Raw genomic sequence first — 23795 nt, forward strand, 5'->3', positions numbered from 1 at the left:
GGTGATTCACGTGAAACCACGACCGGGTCACGGTCGGGTACTGCCGTCGGACTACGAAAGGTCCTTGCGCAGCTGTACTTTCACGACCTTGCCGCTGGCGTTGCGCGGCAGTTCGGCCACCAGCACCAGATCCTTGGGATGCTTGTAGCGGGCCAGGTTCTCGTTGAGGAACGGCCCCAACTCCTCCAGGGAGAGCGTGGCATCCGGGTCGGTGAGCGCGACCACCGCGACCGGCACCTCACCCCATTTGTCGTGCGACCGACCGATCACCGCCGCTTCCCGGATCTTCGGATGCGCGAAGAGCACGTTCTCGACCTCGGCGCAGTAGATGTTCTCACCGCCGGAGATGATCATGTCCTTCTTGCGGTCCACCACATAGACGAAGCCCTCTTCATCCTGACGGACCAGGTCGCCGGAGTGGAACCAGCCACCGGCGAAAGCATCCGCGGTCGCCTCGGGCTTGTTCCAGTAACCCTGCATGAGAGTCGGCCCACGATAGACGATCTCACCGACCTCACCGGGAGCCACATCGTTCATCTCGTCGTCGACAATCCGGGCCTGGATGGTCGGGATCACCTTACCCACGGAGCCGAGCTTGCGGATGGCATCCTTGCCCTCCAGCACACAGGTGATCGGCGACATCTCGGTCTGGCCGAACACCGCGACATTGAACGCGCTCGGGAAGCAGTCGGCCATCGCCTTCAGCACGGTGTCCGAGGCGGGGGCGGCACCCCAGCTCAGCGCCTGCAGCGCCAGTTTGCGCTGTTTCACGGTCGGCTCGTCACAGATGAGCTGCCACTGCGCGGGCACACAGAACGCGCTGGTGGCCTGTTCGGCCTCGACCGCGTCCAGGAACTCGGTGGCATTGAAGGCCCCCAGCGGGTGCAACACGGTCTTGTGCCCCAGCATGAACGCCGGCGCCAGGCTGCCGAGGCCGGCGATATGGAACAGCGGCGAGGTGCAGAAGCCGACGGACTCGGCCTCGAGGGACAGCGCCCGGATACAGGTGAGGGCCTGGGCATTCATATTGTTGTAGGTCAGGATGGCGCCCTTGGGGCTTCCGGTGGTACCCGAGGTGTACATGATGAGGCAGGGGGTGTCCTCGGGGATATCCAGCGGGGTGTGCGGTCCGCCTTCTTCGGCGATCGCGTCGTCGTAGCCGATAACACCGTCACCACTGGTCCCACCGATCACGAAGCAGGTCTCCAGTGTGGGCGCCTGCGCCTGGACGCCGATGGCCAGCGGCTGCAGCATCGTATCGGTGACGATCGCCTTGGCACCGCTGTCGGCGACGATATAGGCGACCTCGGGCGGAGTGAGCCGGAAGTTGACCGGGACCGCGATCGCGCCGAGGGCGTTGATGCCGAAAACGGCCTCCAGGTATTCGGGGTAGTTGAGCGCCAGGATGAGCACCCGGTCCCCGAAGCCGACACCGCGCCGGGCGAGCGCGTCGGCGAACTTCAGCGACCGCTCGTGCAGCTGCTTCCAGGTGGTGTCCTGTCCGCGGAACCGCAGCGCGACGGCATCGGCGCGCATCAGCGCATGGGTGGCAATCTGGTTGTTCCAGTGATTGCGCCGTGACCTCATCGGCTCGTCGAGCACTTGCGCTGGGATGGTCATCCCACGAACTCCTCTCGGCTCCCGCCGCTCCACCGTCGGAGTGTCCGACGTCACCAACGGGCGATGTCGGCAGAATAGCAATTCACATACGCCGAAACAAGGAATTCGAACACGAATAACGGTTAATCCGCCACAATTCGGCCCTTCCGGGAGAGAATCCTTATCCAGCTGGAAGTTCGCAGGGAATTAGCGTGGACAAGGTCACGACATGCGGGTTATAGAGCCCATCACTTATGCGAATCCCGGCTTACTTACGGCTTGATCGGGGCAGGTCGGCCGTGGCACCATTCAGCCAGACGCTCCGGCGTCCGCGAATAATAGAGGAGAGGCCCTATGCTGCGGACCAGGTTCACCGAGACATTCGGTGTGGAACATCCGATCGTGCAGGGCGGCATGATGTGGGTCGGCCGAGCCGAACTCGTCGCGGCCGTCGCCAATGCCGGTGGGCTCGGCTTCATCACCGCGCTCACCCAGCCCACACCCGATGACCTGCGCCGCGAGATCGAGCGCACCCGGGAACTCACCGACAAGCCGTTCGGGGTGAACCTCACCATCCTGCCGTCGATCAACCCCCCGCCGTACGAGGAATACGCGAAGGCCGTCATCGACAGCGGTATCAAGATCGTGGAAACGGCGGGCAGCAATCCCGAACCGTTCCTGCCCGCCTACCGCGAGGCCGGAATCAAGGTGCTGCACAAGTGCACCAGCGTGCGGCACGCGCTCAAGGCCGAGCGGATCGGCGTCGACGGCGTGAGCATCGACGGTTTCGAATGCGCCGGTCACCCCGGCGAGGACGATGTTCCCGGCCTGGTGCTTATCCCGGCCGCCGCACGCGCACTGAGCGTTCCGATCATCGCCTCCGGCGGTATCGCCGACGCCCGCGGGCTGGTCGCGGCGCTCGCCCTGGGCGCGGACGGAGTCAATATGGGAACCCGGTTCCTGTGCACCCGGGAGTCCTCGATCGACCAGAAGGTCAAGGAGAAGATCGTCGCCAACTCCGAGCGCGACACCCAGCTCATCTTCCGGACCATGCACAATACCGCCCGGGTCGCCGACAACGAGATCAGCCGCAAAGTGGTCGAGATCGAGAAGGCGGGCGGCACCTTCGACGATGTGCGCGAACTGGTCTCCGGCGCGCGCGGACGGCGGGTGTTCGAAGAAGGCGATCTGGATGCCGGTATCTGGTCGGTCGGCCTGTGCCAGGGCCTGATCCACGACATTCCGACCTGCGCCGAACTCATTACCCGGATGGTCGACGAGGCCGAGGAGCTGATCCGCGCCCGGCTCGCGGAGTTCGTGGTCTCCGCCTGACCCGATATGACAGGCGGTCCGCCGATCGGCGGACCGCCTACTCGTCAATATGCCGCCAGCGCCGCGACCGCGTCGTAATCGTGCGCGGCGACGACCTCGATACCGTCCGGCAGGGCATGCAACCGGTGGATGGTGTCGAACGCGGCATCCCGGTCGATATCGAAGATCTGCCCCGGCATGGGCGCCTTCTCCCGCAACAGTTCGATCTGGAGCCGGTTCCACACCGCGTCACCGGCCAGCAGTACCCGCCTGCCGTCATCGACCGCCAGCAGCACACCGATACTGCCCGGCGTATGTCCCGGCAGGTCCACCAGCAATACCGAACCGTCGCCGAACAGGTCCAGACTGCGTGCGAACGTGAGCACCGGGGGACCGTCGAGTTCGAGTGTGTCGAACGAACGGCCCCGCAGCGGGGACCGCACCACACCGGCCGGGGCATGCGGACCGTCCATGGCCCAGCTCAGCTCGACGGCGGGCAGGCGAACCGATACCGAGTCGGGCAGTTCGTGCAGGCCGGAGACATGATCCCAGTGCAGGTGGGTGGGCAGCACGAAATCGATGGCGGCGAGATCGATATCCCGGGCCGCGAGCGCGTCGGACAGACCGAGCACCGGTTTCTCCGGCGAGACCAGCAACGGAAGGGGAAACGGCAGGTCCGGGATCACCCGGCGGTGTACGTCCGCGCACAGCGCGGGGTCGACCAGGAAACGCGCTCGAGGATGCTCGACGAGGTAGGCGCCCATGGCCATGGGCAGTTCCCGCAGGCTGCGCACGCCCTCGGCGACAATGGTGGCGGGCGCAGCCATCCGGCCCTGCATGAGAACGGTCAACGCGACGGTCATCCGGGCCGGCGGTAGCGGCGCGGTCTCCAGCCGGGCCAACAGCGCGGTGTTCGGCCGGCGCGGCCGCAGCAGCCGCCCCGGAGTGGCCGCGACAGCCGCACAACAGCGCAGCAGAGTCAGCAGGGTGGGAGTTCGCCCGGTGCTGGTTTCGGCCACCAAGTCACCGTAGGCGACCGTGCGGGACGGTGGAAGCCCCATCCCGACGGCGTTTTCGAGCGGCCGCTCGGACAATAGGCCCGAGCGCGTCCGGCGGGATCCGGTCGGTGGTTACGGGAAGCGTACGGGCGGAGGTCACGGGTGCCGAACGCTGGCTTCGTATCGGCCCGCCGATGACCCCACACCCTTGGACATCATCGCATGAATTCGCGGGACCTACGTCAATCGGGCTGCCCGAGGCGCCGGGTATACGGCAGCGGCCCGGTGTGCCCGGATATCTCAGCGATCGGTATGGCCGAGCAGCCGATCGGTTTCCCGACGCTCACGTTTGGTGGGACGACCGGAACCGCGATCACGGCGAGGCATGGACGCGAGAATCTCGCGAGGCGGCGGTGGCGGGCTGCGATCGATCAAGCACTGGGCGGCGATCGGAGCACCTACCCGTTTGGTGATGATGCGCTCGACGGTCACGATACGTTCGATACCGCCGGTTCGGATACGGACCTCGTCCCCGGGATGTACGGGTTGAGCCGGTTTCGCCGTGACACCGTTGACACGAACATGGCCGCCTCGGCAGGCCGCCGAGGCGGCGGAGCGGGTCTTGAACAGCCGCACGGCCCACGTCCAGGAATCGACGCGGGCCTGTGTGGCAGTATTCGGATCGGATTCGGCTCGGGCCACTCTTTACACGATACGACGTGCGGTGACCACTTCGTCCGGGGAGAGGTTGGTGTAGGTCACCGGCTGACCGGACTGCACGGCGTTCAACAGTTTGCCGTCACCGGCGTAGATACCCACGTGACCGCCTCCGTTGGTCACGACGATATCGCCGGGCTTCAGATTCTGGAAGGCGATCGGTGCGCCGACATGGGACTGCTCGAAGCTGGTGCGGGGCAGTTCGACCCCGGCCTGCCGGAAGGCCCACTGGACCAGGCCGGAGCAGTCGAAGTTGTGCGGACCCGCGGCGCCCCAGGAATACATTGCGCCGACCTTGGTCTTGGCGGCATCGAGGGCGATATCACCGGCGGTGTTGTGCGTCGGCGGAGCGAAGTTGGGGGGAACGAAGTCCGGCAGTTCGAAGGCCGGAGCAGGAGCGTTCAGGGTCTGCTGCAACTGCTCGTTGAGGTCGTCGGCCTGCTGCTGGAACTGATCGGGAACCTCGACATCGAACTTACCGATACCGGGAATATCAATGGTGGTGGTCGCCGCCATCGCCGGAATAGCGGGCATGGCGCCGGTCGTTGCTGCTACAGCGCCCATGACAAGCGCACCCCTGACGGAATTCGGCAACCGAGATTCCCGCTGTAAGCTGTGTTTACCCACCGCGCTGCGTCTCCGATCTACTGCTCTCCCACCTGAACCGATCGCTGCACGATGCGGGGGCCGCAACGGCCGGTTCGAGCGGTGACCCAGTGGCGCCGCCTCACTTTCAAAGCGACTGACTCCGCTAAGTCACAAGGAGATTACGATGCCCGCGCCGGGTTGTCCAGCCGGGGAGGCGGAAACTTCGCGTGAAGTGCACTAATGAGACAGATAGCTTGGGAGAGCATGAGTTCGGGCGGGTGCCCGCAGATCACGAAGCGGTATCAACGCCCAAAAGCCCAGGTTGTCCCCTTATATCTCCGATATGGCCCGGATGCGCCGGTCTCGGACGCCGCGACACGTATGCCACGCCGCGCACGGCCATCTCCTCCGATATCCTCAGCCCATATTGCTCGCGGCATCGTCGATACCAGGTGGACCGGCCGAGCGCCTGGCGAGTTCCGCCTCCAACTCGGTAATCCGGCGGCGCGCGTCCCCGAGTGCGACCTCGAGCTGCCCGAGTGCCATGACCAGCGGACCCACCGCCAGATCGGCGATCAGCTGCGGATCGTCGTAACCGTGGCGGACGGCGTGCAGGATATTGTCCCGGATGCGGGTCGCCACAAGTGCACCGGGCGGCACCTCCCAGGATTCGACGACCTCGGCTGTCGTGGTCGGCGCGGACTCATCCGACATAAACCACCACTCCAATCCTCGCCGGAGCTGATTGCGACCAGCATAGGCCTTGCGATCGAGGCACCGATGCCCTGTACGGACCGATAGCCGTATCTAGAACATCGTCTAGAGTCCCGCAGATTTCGGTATGGAGCACTACGGTGTCGGGGTATGGACCCCGTGCGCAATCCGTATGCCCCCGGCGCCGGACAACGCCCGCCCGAACTGGCCGGACGCGACAAACAGCTCACCGCCTTCGATATCGTCCTGGAACGGGTCGCGCGCGGACGCCCGGAGCGCAGCGTCATGCTCACCGGGCTGCGCGGCGTCGGAAAGACGGTCCTGCTCAACCAACTTCGCTCCGCGGCGGTCTCCCATGGCTGGGGCACCGGCAAGATCGAGGCGCGCCCCGATCAGGATCTGCGGCGTCCACTGGCCTCGGCACTGCACATGGCGGCCCGAGCCCTCGCGAAGGCACACCGCAATCCCGAACGCGTGGATGATTTCCTCGGCATTCTCAAGGCTTTCGCCCTGCGCGCCACTGCCGGCAAGAGCATGCGGGAACGCTGGCAGCCCGGTATCGATGTGCCTGCGGTGACCGGACGGGCCGACTCCGGCGATATCGAGATCGATCTGGTGGAACTGCTGATGGAGGCCGCCGCGCTGGCGGGCGATATCGGGGTGGGTATCGCGATCTTCATCGATGAAATGCAGGACCTCGGACCCGCCGATATCTCGGCGATCTGCGGCGCCTGCCACGAACTGAGCCAGGACGCCGCGCCGCTGATCGTGGTGGGAGCCGGCCTGCCCCACCTTCCCGCGATGCTCTCGGCCTCGAAAAGCTGTTCCGAGCGCCTGTTCGGCTATCACCGCATCGATCGACTGGACCGGGAGGCGGCGGATCAGGCGCTGATCGCGCCGGCCGAACGGGAGGACGTGAAGTTCTCCGACGAGGCACTGGAGGCGCTGTACCGGAAGGCGGACGGCTACCCGTATTTCGTTCAGGCATACGGCAAGGCCACCTGGGACCAGGCTCCCGCCACCCCCATCACCGCCGAGGATGTGGCGGTGGCCGCGCCGACCGCCGAGGAGGAACTGGCGGTCGGGTTCTTCGGCTCGCGCTACGAGCGCGCCACCCCGGCCGAACGGGAGTACATGCGAGCGATGGCCGACCTCGCCGGCGACGACGGCCCGGTGTCGACGGCCGCGGTGGCGCGCGAACTGGGCCGCAAACCGGCGTCGTTGTCGCCTGCGCGGGACGGTTTGATCAAGAAGGGCCTGATCTACTCCGCCGAACGGGGGACCATCGGCTTCACCGTGCCCCACTTCGGCCGCTATCTGCGCAGCGTATGACCACCTATACCGCGAGACCACGAATCTCTCGGCGTTTATTGCGGATCCGCTGGACAGCGGAATAGCTCGCCGAAAGGCCGGCAGTCAGCTTTCAACAGCGGAATCCGACGAACTCCAGGCCTGACGCTCGAATACCCGATACTTCACCACCCGGCTCGGCGGCGAGCTCTCTCTACCTATATCTAGGATAAATTCTAGATATAGGTAGAGAAGCCTGAGGATGCTTCGCCCTCGCACCGCCCCGACCACACACCTCCGCCGCGCAATGTGTCCACAACGAGCGAAGCCCCCGGTTAACGGCACCTCGGCCCCCACCGAAAACCGGACACACGCACCATCCACCGCGTCGACCGGAAAGCGGGAAGCCCAGATGTCGACCACACGCGGCCGGACACCGGTCCACCGTCCGACCGTGCCCGCCCGAAGCGCGGGTGGAGATACGTGGAGCGCGCATCCGGATCGCCACCGCACCGTGCGCACCGACGACGGCGTCCCGCCCGCTATCCGCGTCACCGGCCCCCGACGAGGCACCGCCAACTGTGGTCTTCGTCCATGGCCACTGCCTGCACACCGAATCGTGGAGGCATCTGCGCGAGCGGCTGCTCGACCGCTGGGACTGCGCACCCAGGATGGTGTGACGGCGCCTCCGGCGCCGCCGATCCGGCCACCTACACCATCGACCAACCAGGCCACGACCTGGACGCAGTGGCACCACAGGGCCCGGTGGTCCTGGTCGGGCACTCGATGGGAGCCATGGCGGTGCCGGCCTATGCCCGGCTGTTCCCGGCGTCCGGGTGGTGCGGCTCACCCGACTCGGTCTCGGACGGCTACCGAATCGATATGCCACGAATTCGCTGCATATCGCGGTGCGCCGGGCACCGTGGTTTCTCCGGGCATCCAGAAGACCGACCGGCAGAACCCTCGAATCTATCGCGTCCAAGGCCGATCCTCGCGGCGAAACCGTGCGCGGCCTACTCCGCCGAGCATGGACGCCCTCGTCGCGGCCATGCGAAACGAGACCGACCTGCCCACCATGACCGGTTTCCCGGCCTCTCTGATCACCTTCGACGAGACCGCATCGCCTCGGCGCCGTTCCCGCGCCGGCGCCGGCCGGCTCCGCGGACATCATGATCCCGTTCGCGCATTCGGTCATCTCGGCCCCCAACGCACCGAAGCCCAGGTGGTGCGATTGGAAGGCGCAGGTCACAGCGTGATCGTCGAACGCGCGGAGGAGGCCGCCCATTCGATCGCCGGGCTCGTCGAACGCGCCGTCGGCAAAGCGTTCGGTGCGGGTGCGGGCACGTTCGTAGCGCAGGCGCGCCAGAGCGTGGTGGCCTGGAATCCGATCGATCGTCACCGTCCCACGAGCCCGAACGGAGATTTTGACGTACTGTGTTGTAGATCACCTTGTGCGGTCGATCACACAACACGCCGCCGGATCGGCAACGCGGCCGAGGCGGCACCCGAACCGACGACCGGACATGAACCCAGGAGGTATCGATGACACGCAGCGACTTCGCGGAACTCCGGTATGCCGTCGGCCAACTCCGGCAGTCCATCGACGTGCTGCGCGCCCATTACGGGGATGCCGGCCCGGTGCGGCGGCTGGAGAACGATCTGGAACGACTCCTCATCGACACGCAGGAACTCGAGCAGAGCCCACCGCCGATGGTGCCGAAACGCGGGCAGGAGACCATCTACGTTCCGGACAGCAAGTCCGACGAAGCGGCCTGGATGGGCGCACAGGACGAAGGGCTGGGCTTCCACTCGCGCCCGCGCACCATCTGACACCCCTCCGATCCCGCTCGCCGCAGCGGGGGACAGTGGCCGGACTCGCCCGCACGGCGACTCCGGCCACTCGTGTTTGCGGTGGATTCACCCGCGGCCACACGCGCAGGCCCGTCGAGCGAATGTGGCGCAAATCACGCCCCTCGGCGACGGGTGGGATTGGCGAGACCCTGCTCGTTCGATAGCGGGCGTGTCGTATGGTGCTCAGCATCACATTCGATCGGGAGGTATCCATGACCACCCGCAGCGCGGATGAGCGAGGCAGCGACCGATGAACGCCGCAACGACAACCGCCGCCCCGGAAGAAGCGGGAACCGGCGTATTCAGCAGGACCAGGGCACGGATCTCGGCGCGCACCTTACGCACCGACCGCTGGTGGGTTCCCCCACTGATCACCGTCATCGGACTGGCGGCATTCGTCGTCTACGCGACGATCAGGTCCTATGTCCGCACGGCGTACTGGGTGCCCGAGTACCACTACCTGACGCCGTTCTACTCCCCCTGTCTGAGCACGTCCTGCGTGGCGGGATCGAGTCATTTCGGCACTCCGTTCGGCGACCTGCCCGCAATCCTGCCCCTCGGATTCGTCGTGCTGCCGTTCCTGCTCGGGTTCCGGCTCACCTGCTACTACTACCGCAAGGCCTACTACCGCTCGGTGTGGCTCTCGCCGCCCGCCTGCGCGGTCGCCGAGCCGCACGGTCGGTACACCGGCGAGACGCGGCTGCCGCTGATCATCCAGAACGTGCACCGCTACTTCTTCTACATCGCGGTGGTCGTCTCGCTGATCAACACCTATGACGCGATCGGCTCCTTCCACGGCGCGTCCGGCGGTTTCGGGATAGGGCTCGGCAGTCTCGTCCTGACCGGCAATGTGATCATGCTGTGGGCCTACACCCTGTCGTGCCATTCGTGCCGGCATATCGCGGGTGGACGCCTCAAACACTTCTCCGCGCACCCGGTGCGCTACTGGTTCTGGACCCAGGTCTCCACACTGAACACCCGGCATATGGCCCTGGCCTGGATCACGCTCGGCACGCTGGTGCTCACCGACTTCTACGTCATGTTGGTGTCCAGTGGCACGATTTCCGATCTTCGCTTCATCGACTGAGGAGTTTGCACGGCTATGCCCGAAGTGGAACGGCTCGCCTACGACGTCGTCGTCATCGGAGCCGGCGGTGCCGGACTGCGCGCGGTGATCGAGGCGCGCGAACAAGGTCTGTCCGTCGCGGTGGTGTGCAAATCCCTGTTCGGCAAGGCACATACCGTGATGGCCGAGGGCGGCTGCGCGGCCTCGATGGGCAATGCCAACGAGAAGGACAACTGGCAAACCCATTTCCGCGACACCATGCGCGGCGGGAAATTCCTGAACAACTGGCGGATGGCCGAACTGCACGCCCAGGAGGCACCGGACCGGGTGTGGGAGCTGGAAAGCTTCGGCGCCCTGTTCGACCGCACCCCCGACGGCCGGATCAGCCAGCGCAACTTCGGCGGGCACACCTATCCGCGGCTGGCGCACGTCGGCGACCGCACCGGCCTCGAGCTCATCCGGACCATGCAGCAGAAGATCGTCTCACTGCAACAGGAGGACCACGCCGAAACCGGTGACTACGAGGCGCGGATCAAGGTCTTCGCCGAATGCACGATCACCGAACTGCTCACCGACGGCGACCGGATCAGTGGCGCCTTCGGCTACTGGCGGGAATCCGGCCGGTTCATCCTGTTCGAGAGCCCGGCCGTGGTGCTCGCGACCGGCGGTATCGGCAAGTCCTACAAGGTCACGTCGAACTCGTGGGAGTACACCGGCGACGGTCACGCACTCGCCCTGCGCGCCGGGGCGACGCTGATCAACATGGAATTCCTGCAGTTCCATCCAACCGGTATGGTCTGGCCGCCCAGCGTGAAGGGCATCCTGGTCACCGAGGGCGTACGCGGTGACGGCGGGGTGTTGAAGAACACCGAGGGCAAGCGCTTCATGTTCAACTACATTCCCACCGTTTTCAAGGGCCAGTACGCCGAAACCGAGGAAGAGGCCGACCAGTGGCTGCGTGACAACGATTCCGCGCGCCGCACCCCCGACCTGCTACCCCGCGACGAGGTCGCGCGGGCGATCAACGAAGAGGTCAAAGCGGGCCGAGGCACCGAACACGGCGGGGTCTATCTCGATATCGCCTCCCGGCTGACCCCGGAGGAGATCATTCGACGGCTGCCGTCGATGCACCACCAGTTCAAAGAGCTCGCGGACGTCGATATCACCAAAGAGCCGATGGAGGTCGGTCCCACCTGTCATTACGTCATGGGCGGTATCGAGGTCGATCCCGATACCGGTGCGGCGAAGATGACCGGCCTGTTCGCCGCCGGGGAATGCTCCGGCGGTATGCACGGCTCCAACCGGCTCGGCGGTAATTCGCTGTCGGATCTGCTGGTGTTCGGTCGCCGGGCGGGACTGGGCGCGGCGTCCTACGTCACCGGGCTGAGCGCTCGGCCGAAGGTGTCCGAGGACGATATCGCCGCCGCGGCCGAAGCGGCCCTCGCACCGTTCAACCCTCCCTCCGACGGTGCCGGCGAGAACCCCTACTCCCTGCACACCGAGCTACAGCAGACGATGAACGATCTGGTCGGCATCATCCGCAAGGAAGCCGAGGTGCGCGAGGCGATCACCAAACTGGCCGAGCTGCGCGAACGGTACACCCGGGTCACGGTGGAGGGGCATCGCCAGTTCAATCCGGGTTGGCATCTGGCCCTCGACCTGCGCAATATGCTGCTGGTCAGCGAATGCGTGGCGCAGGCGGCGCTCATGCGCACCGAAAGCCGCGGCGGGCACACCCGCGACGACTACCCGGCGATGGACCCGAACTGGCGACACAAACTACTGGTGTGTGCGGTCGACCCCGCCGACTCCGCGGACGCGATACCCGGGGTGACGGTCACGGTCGAGGAGCAGACGCCGATGCGGCCGGAGCTGCTTGCCCTGTTCGAACTGAGCGAGCTGGAAAAGTACTACACACCGGACGAACTCGCCGGGCATCCGGCGGCCGGGAGCGCCGCATTCAACACAGGAGAGGCGTAGCGATGAGTTACGACGCCAAGTTCCGCGTCTGGCGCGGCGATGCAGACGGCGGGGAACTGCAGGACTTCACGGTGCCGGTGCACGAGGGCGAGGTGGTGCTCGACATCATCCACCGGCTACAGGCCACTCAGGCCCCCGATCTGGCGGTGCGCTGGAACTGCAAGGCGGGTAAATGCGGCTCGTGTTCGGCCGAGGTGAACGGTCGGCCACGGCTGCTGTGTATGACCCGGATGTCGACCTTCACCCAGGACGAGACTGTCACCGTGACGCCGATGCGCACCTTCCCGGTGATCCGTGACCTGGTGACCGATGTGTCGTTCAATTACGAAAAGGCCCGTGAGATACCGTCTTTCACGCCACCCGCGGATTTGAAACCCGGGGAATACCGAATGAAGCAGGTGGATGTGCAACGGTCTCAGGAGTTCCGTAAATGCATCGAATGCTTCCTCTGCCAGAACACCTGCCATGTGGTGCGCGACCACGAGGAGAACAAGCAGGCGTTCGCCGGGCCCCGCTATCTGATGCGGATCGCGGAATTGGAAATGCATCCGCTCGACGTGGCGGATCGACGCGAACTCGCCCAGGAGGAACACGGGCTCGGCTACTGCAATATCACCAAATGCTGTACAGAAGTCTGTCCGGAGAATATTCAGATCACCGATAACGCACTCATTCCGATGAAGGAACGCGTTGTCGACCGGAAGTACGACCCGCTGGTCTGGTTGGGAAATAAACTTTTCCGTCGCTGAACCGCGTAGATGATATCGGAGGCGGCGATGCGCCTCAGAGCATCGCCACCACGCCTTCGGCGACCAGCCATACCAACACGCCGATGAACAATGCCGACATCACGGAGTTGGTGAGTACGAATACGCCCACCGCGGACACCGCGAAAAGCAGTCCGACGATGAGCCCTTCCAACCAATCGTTCGGCGCCGGCCTACGGTACCGAGGATGGGAATTTTTGATCCCACGGTCCACAAGTTGTTGTCTACCCGTTATGTGAACGACCAAACCTGTGCACCGCGGGACGAGTCGGTGCACAGGAGGCGGTTATTGCGTTCGATCCTTCCGAATCGGATGACCGGGGTCGCGCGGATGCGCGGTCAAGACGATTCCGGACGGTCGAATTCTCCGTCTCGCACACCGGCGGTGAACGCGGCCCATTCTCCCGGGGTGAAGATCAGCACCGGGCCGTCGGGATCCTTGCCGTCGCGCATACCGACGTGACCATCGGCCAACACGGCGATCTCCACACTGTGCGTGCCCGGCTTGCCGTCGGCACGCAGCCAGGTCGCGCCGGACAGATCGATGTCGGTGCCGTTGTGCACACTCATCCCACGTACTCCTTCGCCAGCTGCCGTAATAGCTGCCTGCTCTGTTGAACATCCAGCGCACAGCGCCGCAGGCATTCGTGTGCACGATCGTACCGCCGCAGATCGGATGGGCTCTCCAGATAGAGATCACCGGTCAGGCCCGCCGTGTGCACCAGAGGCGGTTCCACCGCTCGTCCGGCTCGGTCGATCCCGAAATCGAGCACCGTGAACTGCCCGACGCCGATGCCGAGCGGTGCCCCGGCGGCGAACGGGAGGATCTGCACCGAAACATTGTCCCGGGTACCGAGATCGGCGAGATGGCGTAATTGTGCCACCATCGCCTTGGTGCCACCGACAACCCGCCGCAGCGCGGCCTCGCCGATCACCGCGTGGAGCCGCGCCGGCGAGGTTTTCCGGGTGATGAGCGCCTGGCGTTGCATTCGCTGCTGCACCCTGCGCTCTCGGTCCGTCTCGGATTCGTCGGTGTGGTGGGCCCGGGTTACCGCGCGGAGGTAGTCCGGGGTCTGCAACAGGCCGGGCACCAGTTCCGGCTGGTAGATCAGCAGCTCTTCGGCCGCCGCCTCCACGCTCGAGTACACATCGAAGTTCGCAGGGACCCCGCCGCCGAGGGCATGCCACCAGCTTTCGGCGGCGGTCTGTCGGGCCAGCACCATCAGGCCGTCGGCGAGTGGGTCGGGGATACCGTAGATCCGGCACAGTTCCTGGATATCGATGGTACGGATACGCTCCGCCTGTCCCTTTTCCAACCGCTGCAGGGTGCTCGCGCCCCATTCCATGAGCCGGGCAGCCTGGGCTATGGTCAACCCCGCCTGGGTACGCCAGTCCCGCAGATACCGCCCGAGTTGCCGCTTCGGCAGGCTGGTCATCGCAGCTCCCGCACCGCGTATGTCGGTTGGCGAATGCCGCTCTCCCACAACCGAGCCGGCCGAACTCACTGAACCTGCTGACACCGCACGCTCCGTTCTGCTCTCGGATGGCTGCCCGGTACGCCCGGGGCGGCCACGAACAGTCCCCGTCACATCGCCTGGGCAGAGGGTCCTTCGTCCACTATGGAGAATCCTGCACTCCGTACCGGATCTCGTGCTGGGAATTCGCGCGAAAACTCGCGAGATTGTGCGAGTCTTACGCTGTGGTCGACAGATAATGGTGTGCTGGATGTCTGTTACGGCCGGAAACCCGCTACCGGCAACAGAAGACATCGCCGGCGAAAACCATTGGCCCCGGTAGCGCGCCAATGGCACCACGGCACATTACAGTCTGCATCACTGGAACCACCAGCCCCACAGGTAACAGCTCACGACAGGAAACGCAGGACAGGTACCCCACGCGAAAGCGAGGAGTCATGGCCGAAAACAAGGCGTCGTCGAAGACCCGACAGGGCCCGCGGTCGCGGGCGCAGAAGGAGGTCGCGTGATGCAACTGACCAACCTGAACATGCACCTCGCCGCGTTGCTCGCCTGCGGAACCGATCCAGGTGTCATGACCCCTGAACAAGCCCATGCGGCAATGCAGCTGCATCTGGACTGCACCGTCGACGAATGCCGGGTACGCCGCCGCGCGCGGGCAACCCTGGTGGAAAGCGGCAGATGCGTGCTGGACGACCGGGCGCTGCGCTAGCCGCTTCGCTCAGTGCCAACTGTGGTCGACCACCGGGATACGCGGGGCGAATTTCGGTTTGCGGGCCTGACCGCTGATCACAAGCAGCCGAACCGTCCGATAGCGGTGCGGCCGTATGGGTTCGAGATACTCGACCATCTCCGCGTCATCGATGGGCCGCCCGAGCAGCGACCATCCGACAATGGTCGACAAGTGGAAATCACCCACGGACAGGGCGTCCGCGTCACCGAAGGCGCGCTGGGCGATCTCCGCGACCGTCCACTCACCGATTCCGGGAATACTCCGCAGCCGGCGAGACGCCTCGGCCGGCGGCAGGTCCGCTGTACGCTCGAGCGAATCGGCCACCCGGGCGGCGCGGACGATCGTCTGCCACCGCTGCGGTCCGACATTGGCCCGGTGATAGGTCCACGACGGTATCCGGCACCAGGTCTCGGCATCCGGCGGTAGACGCATACCGTCGGGCGCCGGGCCGGGCGCCGGGGTGCCGAAACGGCGCACCAGCGTCCGCCACGCCGCGCGGGCGGACGAGGTGTGTACCTTCTGTTCCAGTACCGTGGGCACCAGCGTCTCGAAAACCAGTCCGGTCCGCACCATCCGCAGACCCGGATGGCGTCGATGTGCCTCGGCGATCTTGTCGTGGACGGGCACGAAACCGCTGGTGTCCTCGTCCACGCACAGCATGCGATCGAGCCGACAGAGGAACTCCTCGGCCCCCTCGCCCCACGCATGCGCGGTGACCGCGGTCGGCCCCGCCTGGACAAGCCGATAGGTGACCGGACCGGACGGCATCCGGGAGGCGCGCCAATGCGCGCCGTCCGGGGTCACCCGGTGGCAGGGGTCCCCGGTACCGCGCCGTAGCGGAGCAAGGGTATGCGCCAGATCGATCGGGACATCGGCCATCAGGGTCCGAGTCGCCCTGGGGCGGGGCGTGGCCGGCTTGGCGGTCCGATTGCGCACGGGCTCATTGTGCTCGCCGCGTTCGCCGGGTGGATACCGGCCCCGGCGGGTGCGGGGCCCCGCGCGCCGGCCCCTCGCCCGCGTAACCGGCCCGTTCCCGGCCTCCGTGGCCATTACCGCAGGCCACGGCTATCCGTAACGGCCATTACCACAGGACACAGCTGCCCGTAACAGGAGCGCGATCCGCATCGATATCCGCACCGAATGAGCAGACACCGGCTGTCACCACGACTGGAGGTTCGGATGATCACCAACGCGCTCAACTGGTTGCTCGATGTCTGGGGCGGGCTCTCCGCCGGTAGCTCCGGCTACCATATTCCGCCCGGCACCCTGCCGTTCGGCAGCTGATCGGCCTGATCGCGGACGGTCAATCCCCCACCAGGAATTGCACCAGATGGCGGGCTCGCCGCCCGGCGAGCTGAGCCGCCTGGGTCCGGCAGGAGAAACCGTCCGCCAGGACGATCGCGTCCTCGGGCGCCGCCCGCAGCGCCGGCAGGATTCCGTTCTCGGCCACCGCGACGGAAATATCGTAATGGCCTTTCTGCATTCCGAAATTACCCGCCAGCCCACAACATCCGGCGATTTCGGTCGTACGCGCCCCCGTTTCGGCCAGTAGCCGCCGATCGGCCTCGAATCCCAGCACCGCGTGGTGGTGGCAGTGCGGTTGCACCACGACCGGCCGGCCGTCGAACCGTGGGGGCCGCCAGTCCGGGATGGCGTCCAGGAATTCGGCGAGAGTGCGCACCGACGCGGCCGTGGCCGCCGCGCGCGGGTCGTCGGGGAGCAGTTCCGGTAGATCGGCACGCAGAACCGCCGTACAGGAGGGCTCCAAACCGATCACGATGCCGCCGGAGCGCACATGGTCGGCGAGCTCGTCCAGGGTGGCGCGCAGCCGCGCGCGGGCACCGTCCAGTTGGCCGGTGCTTATCCAGGTGAGCCCACAGCACACCCGGCGACGGGGCGTACGGACCCGGTAGCCGAGCGATTCCAAGAGACGCACCGCGGCCGAGGCGATATCCGGATCGAAGGCATCGGTGAAGGTATCGATCCACAGCAGCACCGTCGGTGCCGCCGGCGCATCTCCGCCGGTGACCGATTCCGCGCCGCGGATTCGCCGAAACGGTCGCTCGGCCAAACCGGGTATCTCCCGCCGTGGATCGATGCCCGCCGCGCGCAGGCCCATTCGACGCAGCGGTCCGATCCGCGCCGCCGCGTTGACCACCCGGGGTATCCGGGTCGCCACCGCCAGCCAGCGCGGTAGCCAACCGAGCGAATAGTGGTCGCGCGGGCGCGGCCGGCGCCGGTACCGGCGGTACAGGGCCTCGGATTTGTAGGTGGCCATATCGACACCCGCCGGACAGTCGGAACGGCATGCCTTGCAGGACAGGCACAGGTCGAGTGATTCGGCCACCGCGGACGAGGACCACGGCAACGCACCTCGCACCACCTCCTGTAACACCCGGGCGCGACCACGGGTATTGTCCTTCTCGTCGGCCGTGGCCAGATACGAGGGACACATGAAACCACCGACGGACCGGTTGTCGGCGCGGCATTTGCCCACACCGACACAGCGGTGCACGGCGGTGGTCAGATCCCCGCCGTCGCGTGGATAGGCGAAACCTCCGCCTACGCTCCGGCCATGCGCATCCGCGAAACCTCCGCCTACGCTCCGGCCATGCGCATCCGCGAAACCTCCGCCTACGCTCCGGCCATGCGCATCCGTGAAACCGCCCGCCGGGGGCATCGGCGCGATACCCCGCAACCGCAGATCGGCATCGAGGGGGTGGGGGCGCACGAGCACACCCGGATTCAAGATGTCATCGGGGTCGAAAAGCGCCTTGTATCCGGCGAATACCTCGAGGGCGCGGGCAGAGTACATGGTGGACAACAGTTCCGAGCGGGCCCGGCCGTCACCATGCTCGCCGCTGAGCGATCCGCCGTAGCCGACCACCAGCTCCGCCGCATCGAACAGGAAGGCCCGGAACCGGGGTGAGGCATCCGCGATCGGCAGATCCAATCGCACATGGATACAGCCGTCACCGATATGCCCGTAGAGCAAACCGTCCACCCCGTGGGCCCGGGTGAGTTCGGCGAAATCTCGCAGATAGGGGCCGAGTTGTCCGGGCGGGACGGCGGCATCCTCCCATCCGGGCCAGGCCGGGTGCCCGTCCAGGGTGCGACCGGCCAGGCCGGCACCGTCGGCCCGGATACGCCAGAGCGCCGCGGCCGCCCGGGGATCGTCGATTATGCGGGCGTCGGTCGCGCCGGTGCTCCGGGACAGCGTTTCGGCCGTCGCCCGCACCACCTCGTGGCTCTCCCCGGCCAGTTCGACGAACAGCCAACCACCGCCGCGCGGCAGATCGGGCACGCTGCCGCGGTGGGCGCGTACCACATCCACCAGACGGGCGTCGATCCCCTCCACCGCGATCGGCGCGACCGCCGTCACCGCGGCGATATCGTCGGCCGCGGTGGCCAGGTCCGGGTAGCCGAGCACGACCAGCAGGGTGGCGGTGGGGAGTTCCACCAGTTCCACCGTCGCCTCCAGCACCAGACCACAGGTGCCCTCGCTGCCGACGAACGATTTGGCCACCGAACCACCCCGTTCCGGCAACAGGTGCTCCAGGCCGTAGCCGGACGCCTGTCGGTCGAACCGACCGAGATCGGTGCGTAGCACCGCGAGGGCCGAGCGGGTGAACTCGGAGAGTCCGGGTAGGACACCGAGATCGTCGGCCAGGCGACGCTCGGTCCCCGTACCATCCAATATCCGCAGCTCTCGCACGGTGTCCGAGGTTCGCCCCCAGGCCACCGCATGGGGGCCACAGGCATTGTTGCCGATCATGCCGCCGAGGGTGCAACGGTTCTGGGTGGACGGATCGGGTCCGAGCCGCAGCCCATGCTCGGCCGCTCGGCGCTGCAGGGCCGACAGCACCACCCCCGGTTGCACCCGCGCGGTGCGGTGCTCGGGGTCCACTTCCACGATGGTGTGCATATACCTGCTGAAGTCCAGCACCAGGCCCGGACCGACGGCGTTGCCCGCGACCGACGTACCGGCCCCGCGGGCGGTCAGGGGGATCCCCTCGGCACGGGCCACATCCAGTACCGCGGCGGTTTCGGAGTCGTCGCGAGGGAAGGCCACCGCTTCGGGCAGTACCCGATAGTTGGAGGCGTCCGAGGAGTATTCGGCGCGGCGGCGGTCTCCGATGTCCACCGACGCGCCGGTCCGGGCGCGCAGAAGTCGCGCCAGCGCGGTCCGCCGCCGATACTCGTCGGTCACACCGATCACCATAGGCGATATCTCCGCTCCGACCTGGGCGTTCGCGGTACCTCTACCGGTTTCACTTGACCTCAATAATAGTAGAGCTTCTACTGTCGGTGCCCCGGGGTTGAATTGCTCCACTCGGCGGAAGGACGTGTCGTGAGTATCGAATCGGTGGCCTGGAACCAGATTTACCAACGGGCGCACGCCCCCGACGAACGACGGCCGTTCAGCGCGGCCACGGCACGCCGGATCCTGGGCTTCGCCCGGCCACACCACCGTCGACTGGGCATATTCCTGCTGTGGAGCGTGGTGGCGGCGCTATTGGCGGTGGCCACCCCGCTCCTGGCCGGGCGGGTGGTCGACGGCATCGTCGGCGGCGCGGCACCCCGGGTGGTGGTGACCCTGGCGCTGGTCATCGCCGCACTCGCCATCCTCGACGCCGGTCTCGGCCTGGCCATCCGATGGCTGTCCGCGCGGATCGGCGAGGGCCTGATCCTGGATCTGCGGACCGCGGTCTTCGACCATGTGCAGCGGATGCCGATCGCCTTCTTCACCCGGACCCGCACCGGCGCGCTGGTGAGCCGGTTGAACAACGATGTGATCGGAGCGCAACAGGCGTTCAGCGACACCCTGTCGGGGGTGGTGTCGAATATGGTCACCGTCGCACTCACCCTGGTGGTGATGATGCGGCTGTCCTGGCAGATCACCCTGTTGTCGCTGATCCTGTTGCCGGTGTTCGTGATACCGGCACGCCGGATGGGCGAACGACTGGCCGCCATCCAGCGTGAGGCCGCCGACCTCAACGCCGCCATGAGCACGCAGATGACCGAACGGTTCTCCGCTCCGGGCGCCACCCTGGTGAAACTGTACGGCCGCCCGCGGCAGGAATCGGCGGAGTTCGCCCTGCGGGCGCGGCGGGTGCATGATATCGGCGTCCGCACGGCGATGTTGCAGACGGTGTTCATCACCGCGCTGACATTGGTGTCGGCCCTGGCGGTCGCCCTCGTGTACGGCCTGGGCGGGTGGTACGCCCTGGGCGGGCAATTGGACGCGGGCGCGGTGGTCGCGCTGTCACTGCTGCTGACGCGGCTGTACGCCCCGCTGACCGGACTGGCCGGCGCCCGTATGGAGATAATGTCGGCGCTGGTCAGCTTCGAACGGGTCTTCGAGGTCCTGGACCTGAAACCGCTGATCGAGGAGGCGCCCAACGCGCGACCGATCCCCGATGGCCCGGTTACGGTGGAGCTGGACGGAGTACGCTTCGGCTACCCGTCCGCGGACCGGGTGTCGCTGGCCTCGCTGGAGGAGGTGGCCACTCTGGATACCCGCGGCGGCGTCGAGGTGCTGCACGATATCTCACTGCGGGCCGAACCGGGACAGTTGATCGCCCTGGTGGGTTCGTCCGGCGCCGGGAAGTCGACCATCGCACAGCTGGTGGCGCGCCTCTACGACGTCGACTCGGGCACGGTGCGGTTGAACGGGGTGGACGTTCGCGACCTGAGCACCGAGTCGATCCGGGAAACCGTGGGTCTGGTTACCCAGGACGGTCATCTGTTCCACGAGACCATTCGGGCCAATCTGCTCCTGGCTCGGCCGCAAGCGACCGAAGAGCAGCTGTGGGACGCGCTGGAGCGGGCCCGGCTGCGGGACCTGGTCCATACCCTGCCCGACGGTCTGGACACGGTGGTCGGAGAACGTGGTTACCGGCTGTCCGGCGGTGAACGCCAGCGGCTGACCATCGCCCGGCTGCTGCTCAAACAACCCCGCGTGGTGGTTCTGGACGAGGCGACCGCGTCCCTGGACTCCACGTCCGAGGCAGCGGTCCAGGCGGCACTGGCCGAGGCGTTGGAAGGCCGGACGGCACTGGTCATCGCCCACCGTCTGTCCACTATTCGCGCGGCCGACCAGATCCTGGTGGTGGAGGACGGCCGCATCGTGGAACGCGGCGACCACACCCAACTGCTCGCCGCGGACGGCCGGTATGCGCAGCTGTATCACACCCAGTTCGCCGAGGAACCGGCTCCGGCGGTGGCGTAGGGACGAGCGCGGCGCCGGGCCTGGATACCGGCTCGGCGCCGCACCGGTTCGGATATCGAATGCCCGGCGACGAGAGTGTCCACCCACCGGCCGCTCCCGGATCCGGGCCTGCCCTGCGGCCGACCCGGTTGATTCCCATCAGGCGACAGTGACCCGTCGGGTGTGCCAACCCGTGGCGCCGTCCGGCACCGGCGGCGCCGATACCCCGGTCTGGACCGCGCCGGTGCCGTCGATGGCGCGTACCCGCAATGTATGCCGGCCGGTCGGCGCGTCCCAGCGCCAGATCCACTGACGCCAGGTGTCGACCGAGTACTCGGGCGCGAGTTCGGCCCGCTGCCAGGGCCCGTCATCCACCTGCACCTCCACCGCGGCGATACCGCGGTGTTGCGCCCAGGCGACACCGGCCACCGCGGTCGGTCCCGGTGCCAGGGTGGCGAGCTCGCGGGGAACATCGATCCGGGACGCGGTTTTGATCGGCCCGTACGCGCTCCAGCCACGCACCGTCCAGTAGGCCCGGGCCCGCTCGAACCTGGTGAGCTCGAGGTCGACGACCCATTTGGTCGCCGATACATAGCCGTAGAGGCCGGGAACGACCAACCGTGCCGGATAGCCGTGTTCGATCGGCAGCGGAGCGCCATTCATTCCGACGGCCAGCAGTGCGTCCCGACCGTCGGTCACCGCGGCGACAGGAGTGCCCGCGGTGAAGCCGTCGGCGCTGCGGGACAGCAGCATATCCGCGTCCGAGCGCACACCGGCGGCGGCGAGCAGATCGGCCAGCGGATAACCGGTCCAGGCCGCGGTGCCGATCAGATCGCCACCGACCTCGTTGGACACACAGGTCAGCGTGACCATCTTCTCGACCGCGACCCGCTCACGCAGATCGTCCATGCTCAGCTCGAGCTCCCGATCGACCATGCCGTGGATACGCAGCCGCCATTCATCACTGGTGACGGCAGGTATCCGCAGGGCGGTGTCGATTCGGTAGAAACGGTCGTTGTCGGTGATGAATTCGGTGAGGCCGGGGATCGGTGGATCGGTGCCCGGCGGAGGCGCAAAGGCGGGTACGGCGGGCTCGGGCACCTGGAATTCGGCCCGGTCGGCGACGACGGCACGCATCCGCGCCCCCACCCACCGTCCCGCGGTCGCCGAGACCGCCGCGACCGCCGCGGCACCGGCGATCAGTACCAGGAACCGCCGCCGTGACGGTTCAGCGGTATCGGTGGTGCGTAGGGATGCCCCTGCGAGGAGTATGCGCAGGGTGGCGATACCGGTCGCTACCCCGAGCACGGTGGGGACGACGAACCATGCCGTGGCATTCGGTCGCTGCAGTGCCGCCACGCAGACCGGTGCGCCGAGCACCGCCACCATCAGGCCGCCGTACGGCGGGCGCCGCCGTTCCAGCAGGCCGGCGCCGACGGCGAGTACCGCCGTCACCGCCGCCATGGACGCGAACAGCACCTGTTTGTCGTGGGTGCCGAATTGTTCGATGGCGAACTCGCGCAATGCCGACGGTGTCCGCTCGACCACGGTATCGCCCATCACCAGGAACGGCGCTGCGGCGGGATCGATCGGGGCCGCCACCAGTTCGCCGACCCCCAGGGTCACGGCGGCCGCCAGGAGACCGGCCAGGCCCGCCGCCACCGGGCCGAGCCCGGTATTCCGGTCTACCGGCGTCGTCTCGTTCATCGTCTCCTCGACTCCGCTGCCATCCCGTTCTCGCCCGATTCCGCTGCCTCGGCCACCCACCGATGCCGAGGAAGCGGCCGGCTCTTTCGGCACCGCCCCGGCGATACATCGCGGCCTCCCACGACAGCACGCCTCCGAGGCGGATGCCGAGTAACCGAACGGACCGGTGACCGCGTTCGGTCCAGCCTATACCCGGGCACGGCGCGACCTCGTGGAAGATTTTGCCCGATGTCCGCACCCGCGCGATCGCGACCCGTAGTCCGGGCGACCGGATTACCGGCGTCGAGGGAGACGTCGAACCACCGCGATCCCAACGAAGTCCGTCACGGCGCCGCGGTGATCGCGAGGCCGATCAACGCGACCACCTTGACCACCTCCAACCCCACATACCAGTAGTGCGCGTGCGACCGTGGCAAATCCTCACCGGCCAGCACCCGATCGGAGCGCCGCGACAGCGGCGGACGCACCGCCGCGACCTGCACGACGAGAATGACCACGGCCGTGCCGAGCCAGAGCCAGGTAGCTCCTGACGGCGTCACCACAAGCGCCGCCGCCGCCAGCACGAGCGCGAGCGCGAGTTCGACGATGTTCAACGCGCGGAACACCAGCCTGCCGATTCCGAGTCCGAGGGCGAGGGTCACTCCGGGAGCCCGAAACTTCAAGGGAGCCTCCAGGAACGAGATGGCCAAGACCATGCCCAGCCAGAGCATCGGGAGAAACCACAGCAGGTGCCGCGCGACCGAGTTCATGTTCGGAATCTAACGCGCGCCCCGCAGCGATAGAAGAGA

The 23795-nt window shown here is 66.8% G+C and carries 22 protein-coding genes; 10 read left to right on the forward strand and 12 right to left on the reverse strand.

Annotated features, from left to right (window positions below):
• Window positions 1-51: 51 nt before the first annotated feature.
• Window positions 52-1620: a fatty-acid--CoA ligase FadD5 gene (fadD5, locus tag ON20_RS25130; RefSeq protein ID WP_040839226.1), complete on the reverse strand. Its 1569-nt coding sequence runs from the start codon at window positions 1618-1620 to the stop codon at window positions 52-54.
• Between the two features lie 333 nt (window positions 1621-1953).
• Here fadD5 and ON20_RS25135 point away from each other — a divergent pair, with 333 nt between their 5' ends.
• On the forward strand, window positions 1954-2931 hold the full coding sequence (locus ON20_RS25135) for an NAD(P)H-dependent flavin oxidoreductase (protein WP_040839228.1): 978 nt from the start codon (window positions 1954-1956) through the stop codon (window positions 2929-2931).
• Between the two features lie 44 nt (window positions 2932-2975).
• Here ON20_RS25135 and ON20_RS25140 read toward each other — a convergent pair whose 3' ends face one another.
• The 4 genes from ON20_RS25140 to ON20_RS25155 form a co-directional block, all read right to left on the reverse strand.
• Window positions 2976-3929, reverse strand: coding sequence for an MBL fold metallo-hydrolase (locus tag ON20_RS25140; protein ID WP_245547471.1), 954 nt, complete (start codon window positions 3927-3929; stop codon window positions 2976-2978).
• Window positions 3930-4208: 279 nt separating this feature from the next.
• Window positions 4209-4610 carry an RNA-binding S4 domain-containing protein gene (locus tag ON20_RS25145; protein ID WP_040839229.1) on the reverse strand — a complete coding sequence of 134 codons (402 nt, stop codon included), beginning with the start codon at window positions 4608-4610 and terminating at the stop codon, window positions 4209-4211.
• 3 nt (window positions 4611-4613) lie between these two features.
• A complete protein-coding gene (locus ON20_RS25150) occupies window positions 4614-5189 on the reverse strand; it encodes a C40 family peptidase (protein ID WP_040839230.1) in 576 nt (191 codons plus the stop codon).
• A gap of 441 nt (window positions 5190-5630) precedes the next feature.
• The gene (locus ON20_RS25155; RefSeq protein ID WP_051163272.1) at window positions 5631-5927 is read right to left on the reverse strand and encodes a hypothetical protein; all 297 of its coding nucleotides are present in this window, start codon (window positions 5925-5927) and stop codon (window positions 5631-5633) included.
• 150 nt (window positions 5928-6077) lie between these two features.
• Here ON20_RS25155 and ON20_RS25160 point away from each other — a divergent pair, with 150 nt between their 5' ends.
• The 6 genes from ON20_RS25160 to ON20_RS25185 all read left to right on the forward strand — a co-directional run bounded on the left by ON20_RS25160 (window position 6078) and on the right by ON20_RS25185 (window position 12863).
• Window positions 6078-7259: a DUF8462 domain-containing protein gene (locus tag ON20_RS25160; protein WP_040839236.1), complete on the forward strand. Its 1182-nt coding sequence runs from the start codon at window positions 6078-6080 to the stop codon at window positions 7257-7259.
• Window positions 7260-8469: 1210 nt separating this feature from the next.
• Window positions 8470-8763, forward strand: coding sequence for a hypothetical protein (locus ON20_RS39205; RefSeq protein ID WP_245547472.1), 294 nt, complete (start codon window positions 8470-8472; stop codon window positions 8761-8763).
• Window positions 8760-9047, forward strand: a complete 288-nt coding sequence (locus ON20_RS25170; RefSeq protein WP_040839237.1) for an Rv0250c family protein — start codon at window positions 8760-8762, stop codon at window positions 9045-9047. The genes ON20_RS39205 and ON20_RS25170 overlap by 4 nt, the downstream gene beginning before the upstream one ends.
• 271 nt (window positions 9048-9318) lie before the next feature.
• Window positions 9319-10155, forward strand: coding sequence for a succinate dehydrogenase subunit SdhC (gene sdhC, locus ON20_RS25175; protein ID WP_040839239.1), 837 nt, complete (start codon window positions 9319-9321; stop codon window positions 10153-10155).
• 15 nt (window positions 10156-10170) lie between these two features.
• A complete protein-coding gene (locus tag ON20_RS25180) occupies window positions 10171-12114 on the forward strand; it encodes a fumarate reductase/succinate dehydrogenase flavoprotein subunit (protein ID WP_040839241.1) in 1944 nt (647 codons plus the stop codon).
• Between the two features lie 2 nt (window positions 12115-12116).
• Window positions 12117-12863 carry a succinate dehydrogenase/fumarate reductase iron-sulfur subunit gene (locus tag ON20_RS25185; RefSeq protein ID WP_040839243.1) on the forward strand — a complete coding sequence of 249 codons (747 nt, stop codon included), beginning with the start codon at window positions 12117-12119 and terminating at the stop codon, window positions 12861-12863.
• Between the two features lie 34 nt (window positions 12864-12897).
• Here the strand turns inward: ON20_RS25185 and ON20_RS25190 are convergent, their stop codons facing one another.
• The 3 genes from ON20_RS25190 to ON20_RS25200 all read right to left on the reverse strand — a co-directional run bounded on the left by ON20_RS25190 (window position 12898) and on the right by ON20_RS25200 (window position 14317).
• Window positions 12898-13035 carry a hypothetical protein gene (locus ON20_RS25190; protein WP_245547473.1) on the reverse strand — a complete coding sequence of 46 codons (138 nt, stop codon included), beginning with the start codon at window positions 13033-13035 and terminating at the stop codon, window positions 12898-12900.
• A gap of 185 nt (window positions 13036-13220) precedes the next feature.
• Entirely contained in the window at window positions 13221-13451 is a 231-nt protein-coding gene (locus ON20_RS25195; RefSeq protein WP_040839246.1) for a DUF397 domain-containing protein, read from the reverse strand.
• A complete protein-coding gene (locus ON20_RS25200; RefSeq protein ID WP_040839249.1) occupies window positions 13448-14317 on the reverse strand; it encodes a helix-turn-helix domain-containing protein in 870 nt (289 codons plus the stop codon). The genes ON20_RS25195 and ON20_RS25200 overlap by 4 nt, the downstream gene beginning before the upstream one ends.
• A gap of 547 nt (window positions 14318-14864) precedes the next feature.
• Here ON20_RS25200 and ON20_RS25205 point away from each other — a divergent pair.
• Window positions 14865-15068: a hypothetical protein gene (locus tag ON20_RS25205; RefSeq protein WP_040839360.1), complete on the forward strand. Its 204-nt coding sequence runs from the start codon at window positions 14865-14867 to the stop codon at window positions 15066-15068.
• A 9-nt stretch (window positions 15069-15077) separates the two neighbouring features.
• Here the strand turns inward: ON20_RS25205 and ON20_RS25210 are convergent, their stop codons facing one another.
• A complete protein-coding gene (locus ON20_RS25210) occupies window positions 15078-15968 on the reverse strand; it encodes a DNA-3-methyladenine glycosylase family protein (protein ID WP_051163274.1) in 891 nt (296 codons plus the stop codon).
• A 261-nt stretch (window positions 15969-16229) separates the two neighbouring features.
• Between ON20_RS25210 and ON20_RS36755 the strand changes: the two genes are divergently transcribed.
• Window positions 16230-16373, forward strand: a complete 144-nt coding sequence (locus ON20_RS36755; protein ID WP_157228984.1) for a hypothetical protein — start codon at window positions 16230-16232, stop codon at window positions 16371-16373.
• Window positions 16374-16392: 19 nt separating this feature from the next.
• Here the strand turns inward: ON20_RS36755 and ON20_RS25215 are convergent, their stop codons facing one another.
• Window positions 16393-19299 carry an FAD-binding and (Fe-S)-binding domain-containing protein gene (locus ON20_RS25215; protein WP_245547474.1) on the reverse strand — a complete coding sequence of 969 codons (2907 nt, stop codon included), beginning with the start codon at window positions 19297-19299 and terminating at the stop codon, window positions 16393-16395.
• Window positions 19300-19440: 141 nt separating this feature from the next.
• Here ON20_RS25215 and ON20_RS25220 point away from each other — a divergent pair, with 141 nt between their 5' ends.
• On the forward strand, window positions 19441-21321 hold the full coding sequence (locus ON20_RS25220; RefSeq protein ID WP_040839363.1) for an ABC transporter ATP-binding protein: 1881 nt from the start codon (window positions 19441-19443) through the stop codon (window positions 21319-21321).
• A 138-nt stretch (window positions 21322-21459) separates the two neighbouring features.
• Here the strand turns inward: ON20_RS25220 and ON20_RS25225 are convergent, their stop codons facing one another.
• Both ON20_RS25225 and ON20_RS25230 read right to left on the reverse strand, forming a co-directional pair.
• Window positions 21460-23007 (reverse strand): molybdopterin-dependent oxidoreductase, encoded by a 1548-nt coding sequence (locus tag ON20_RS25225; protein ID WP_051163276.1) that lies wholly within the window; start codon window positions 23005-23007, stop codon window positions 21460-21462.
• A gap of 323 nt (window positions 23008-23330) precedes the next feature.
• Window positions 23331-23756 carry a hypothetical protein gene (locus ON20_RS25230; protein WP_040839252.1) on the reverse strand — a complete coding sequence of 142 codons (426 nt, stop codon included), beginning with the start codon at window positions 23754-23756 and terminating at the stop codon, window positions 23331-23333.
• Between the last annotated feature and the right edge of the window lie 39 nt (window positions 23757-23795).

This window comes from Nocardia brevicatena NBRC 12119 (genome assembly GCF_000308495.1).
Lineage (GTDB): Bacteria > Actinomycetota > Actinomycetes > Mycobacteriales > Mycobacteriaceae > Nocardia > Nocardia brevicatena.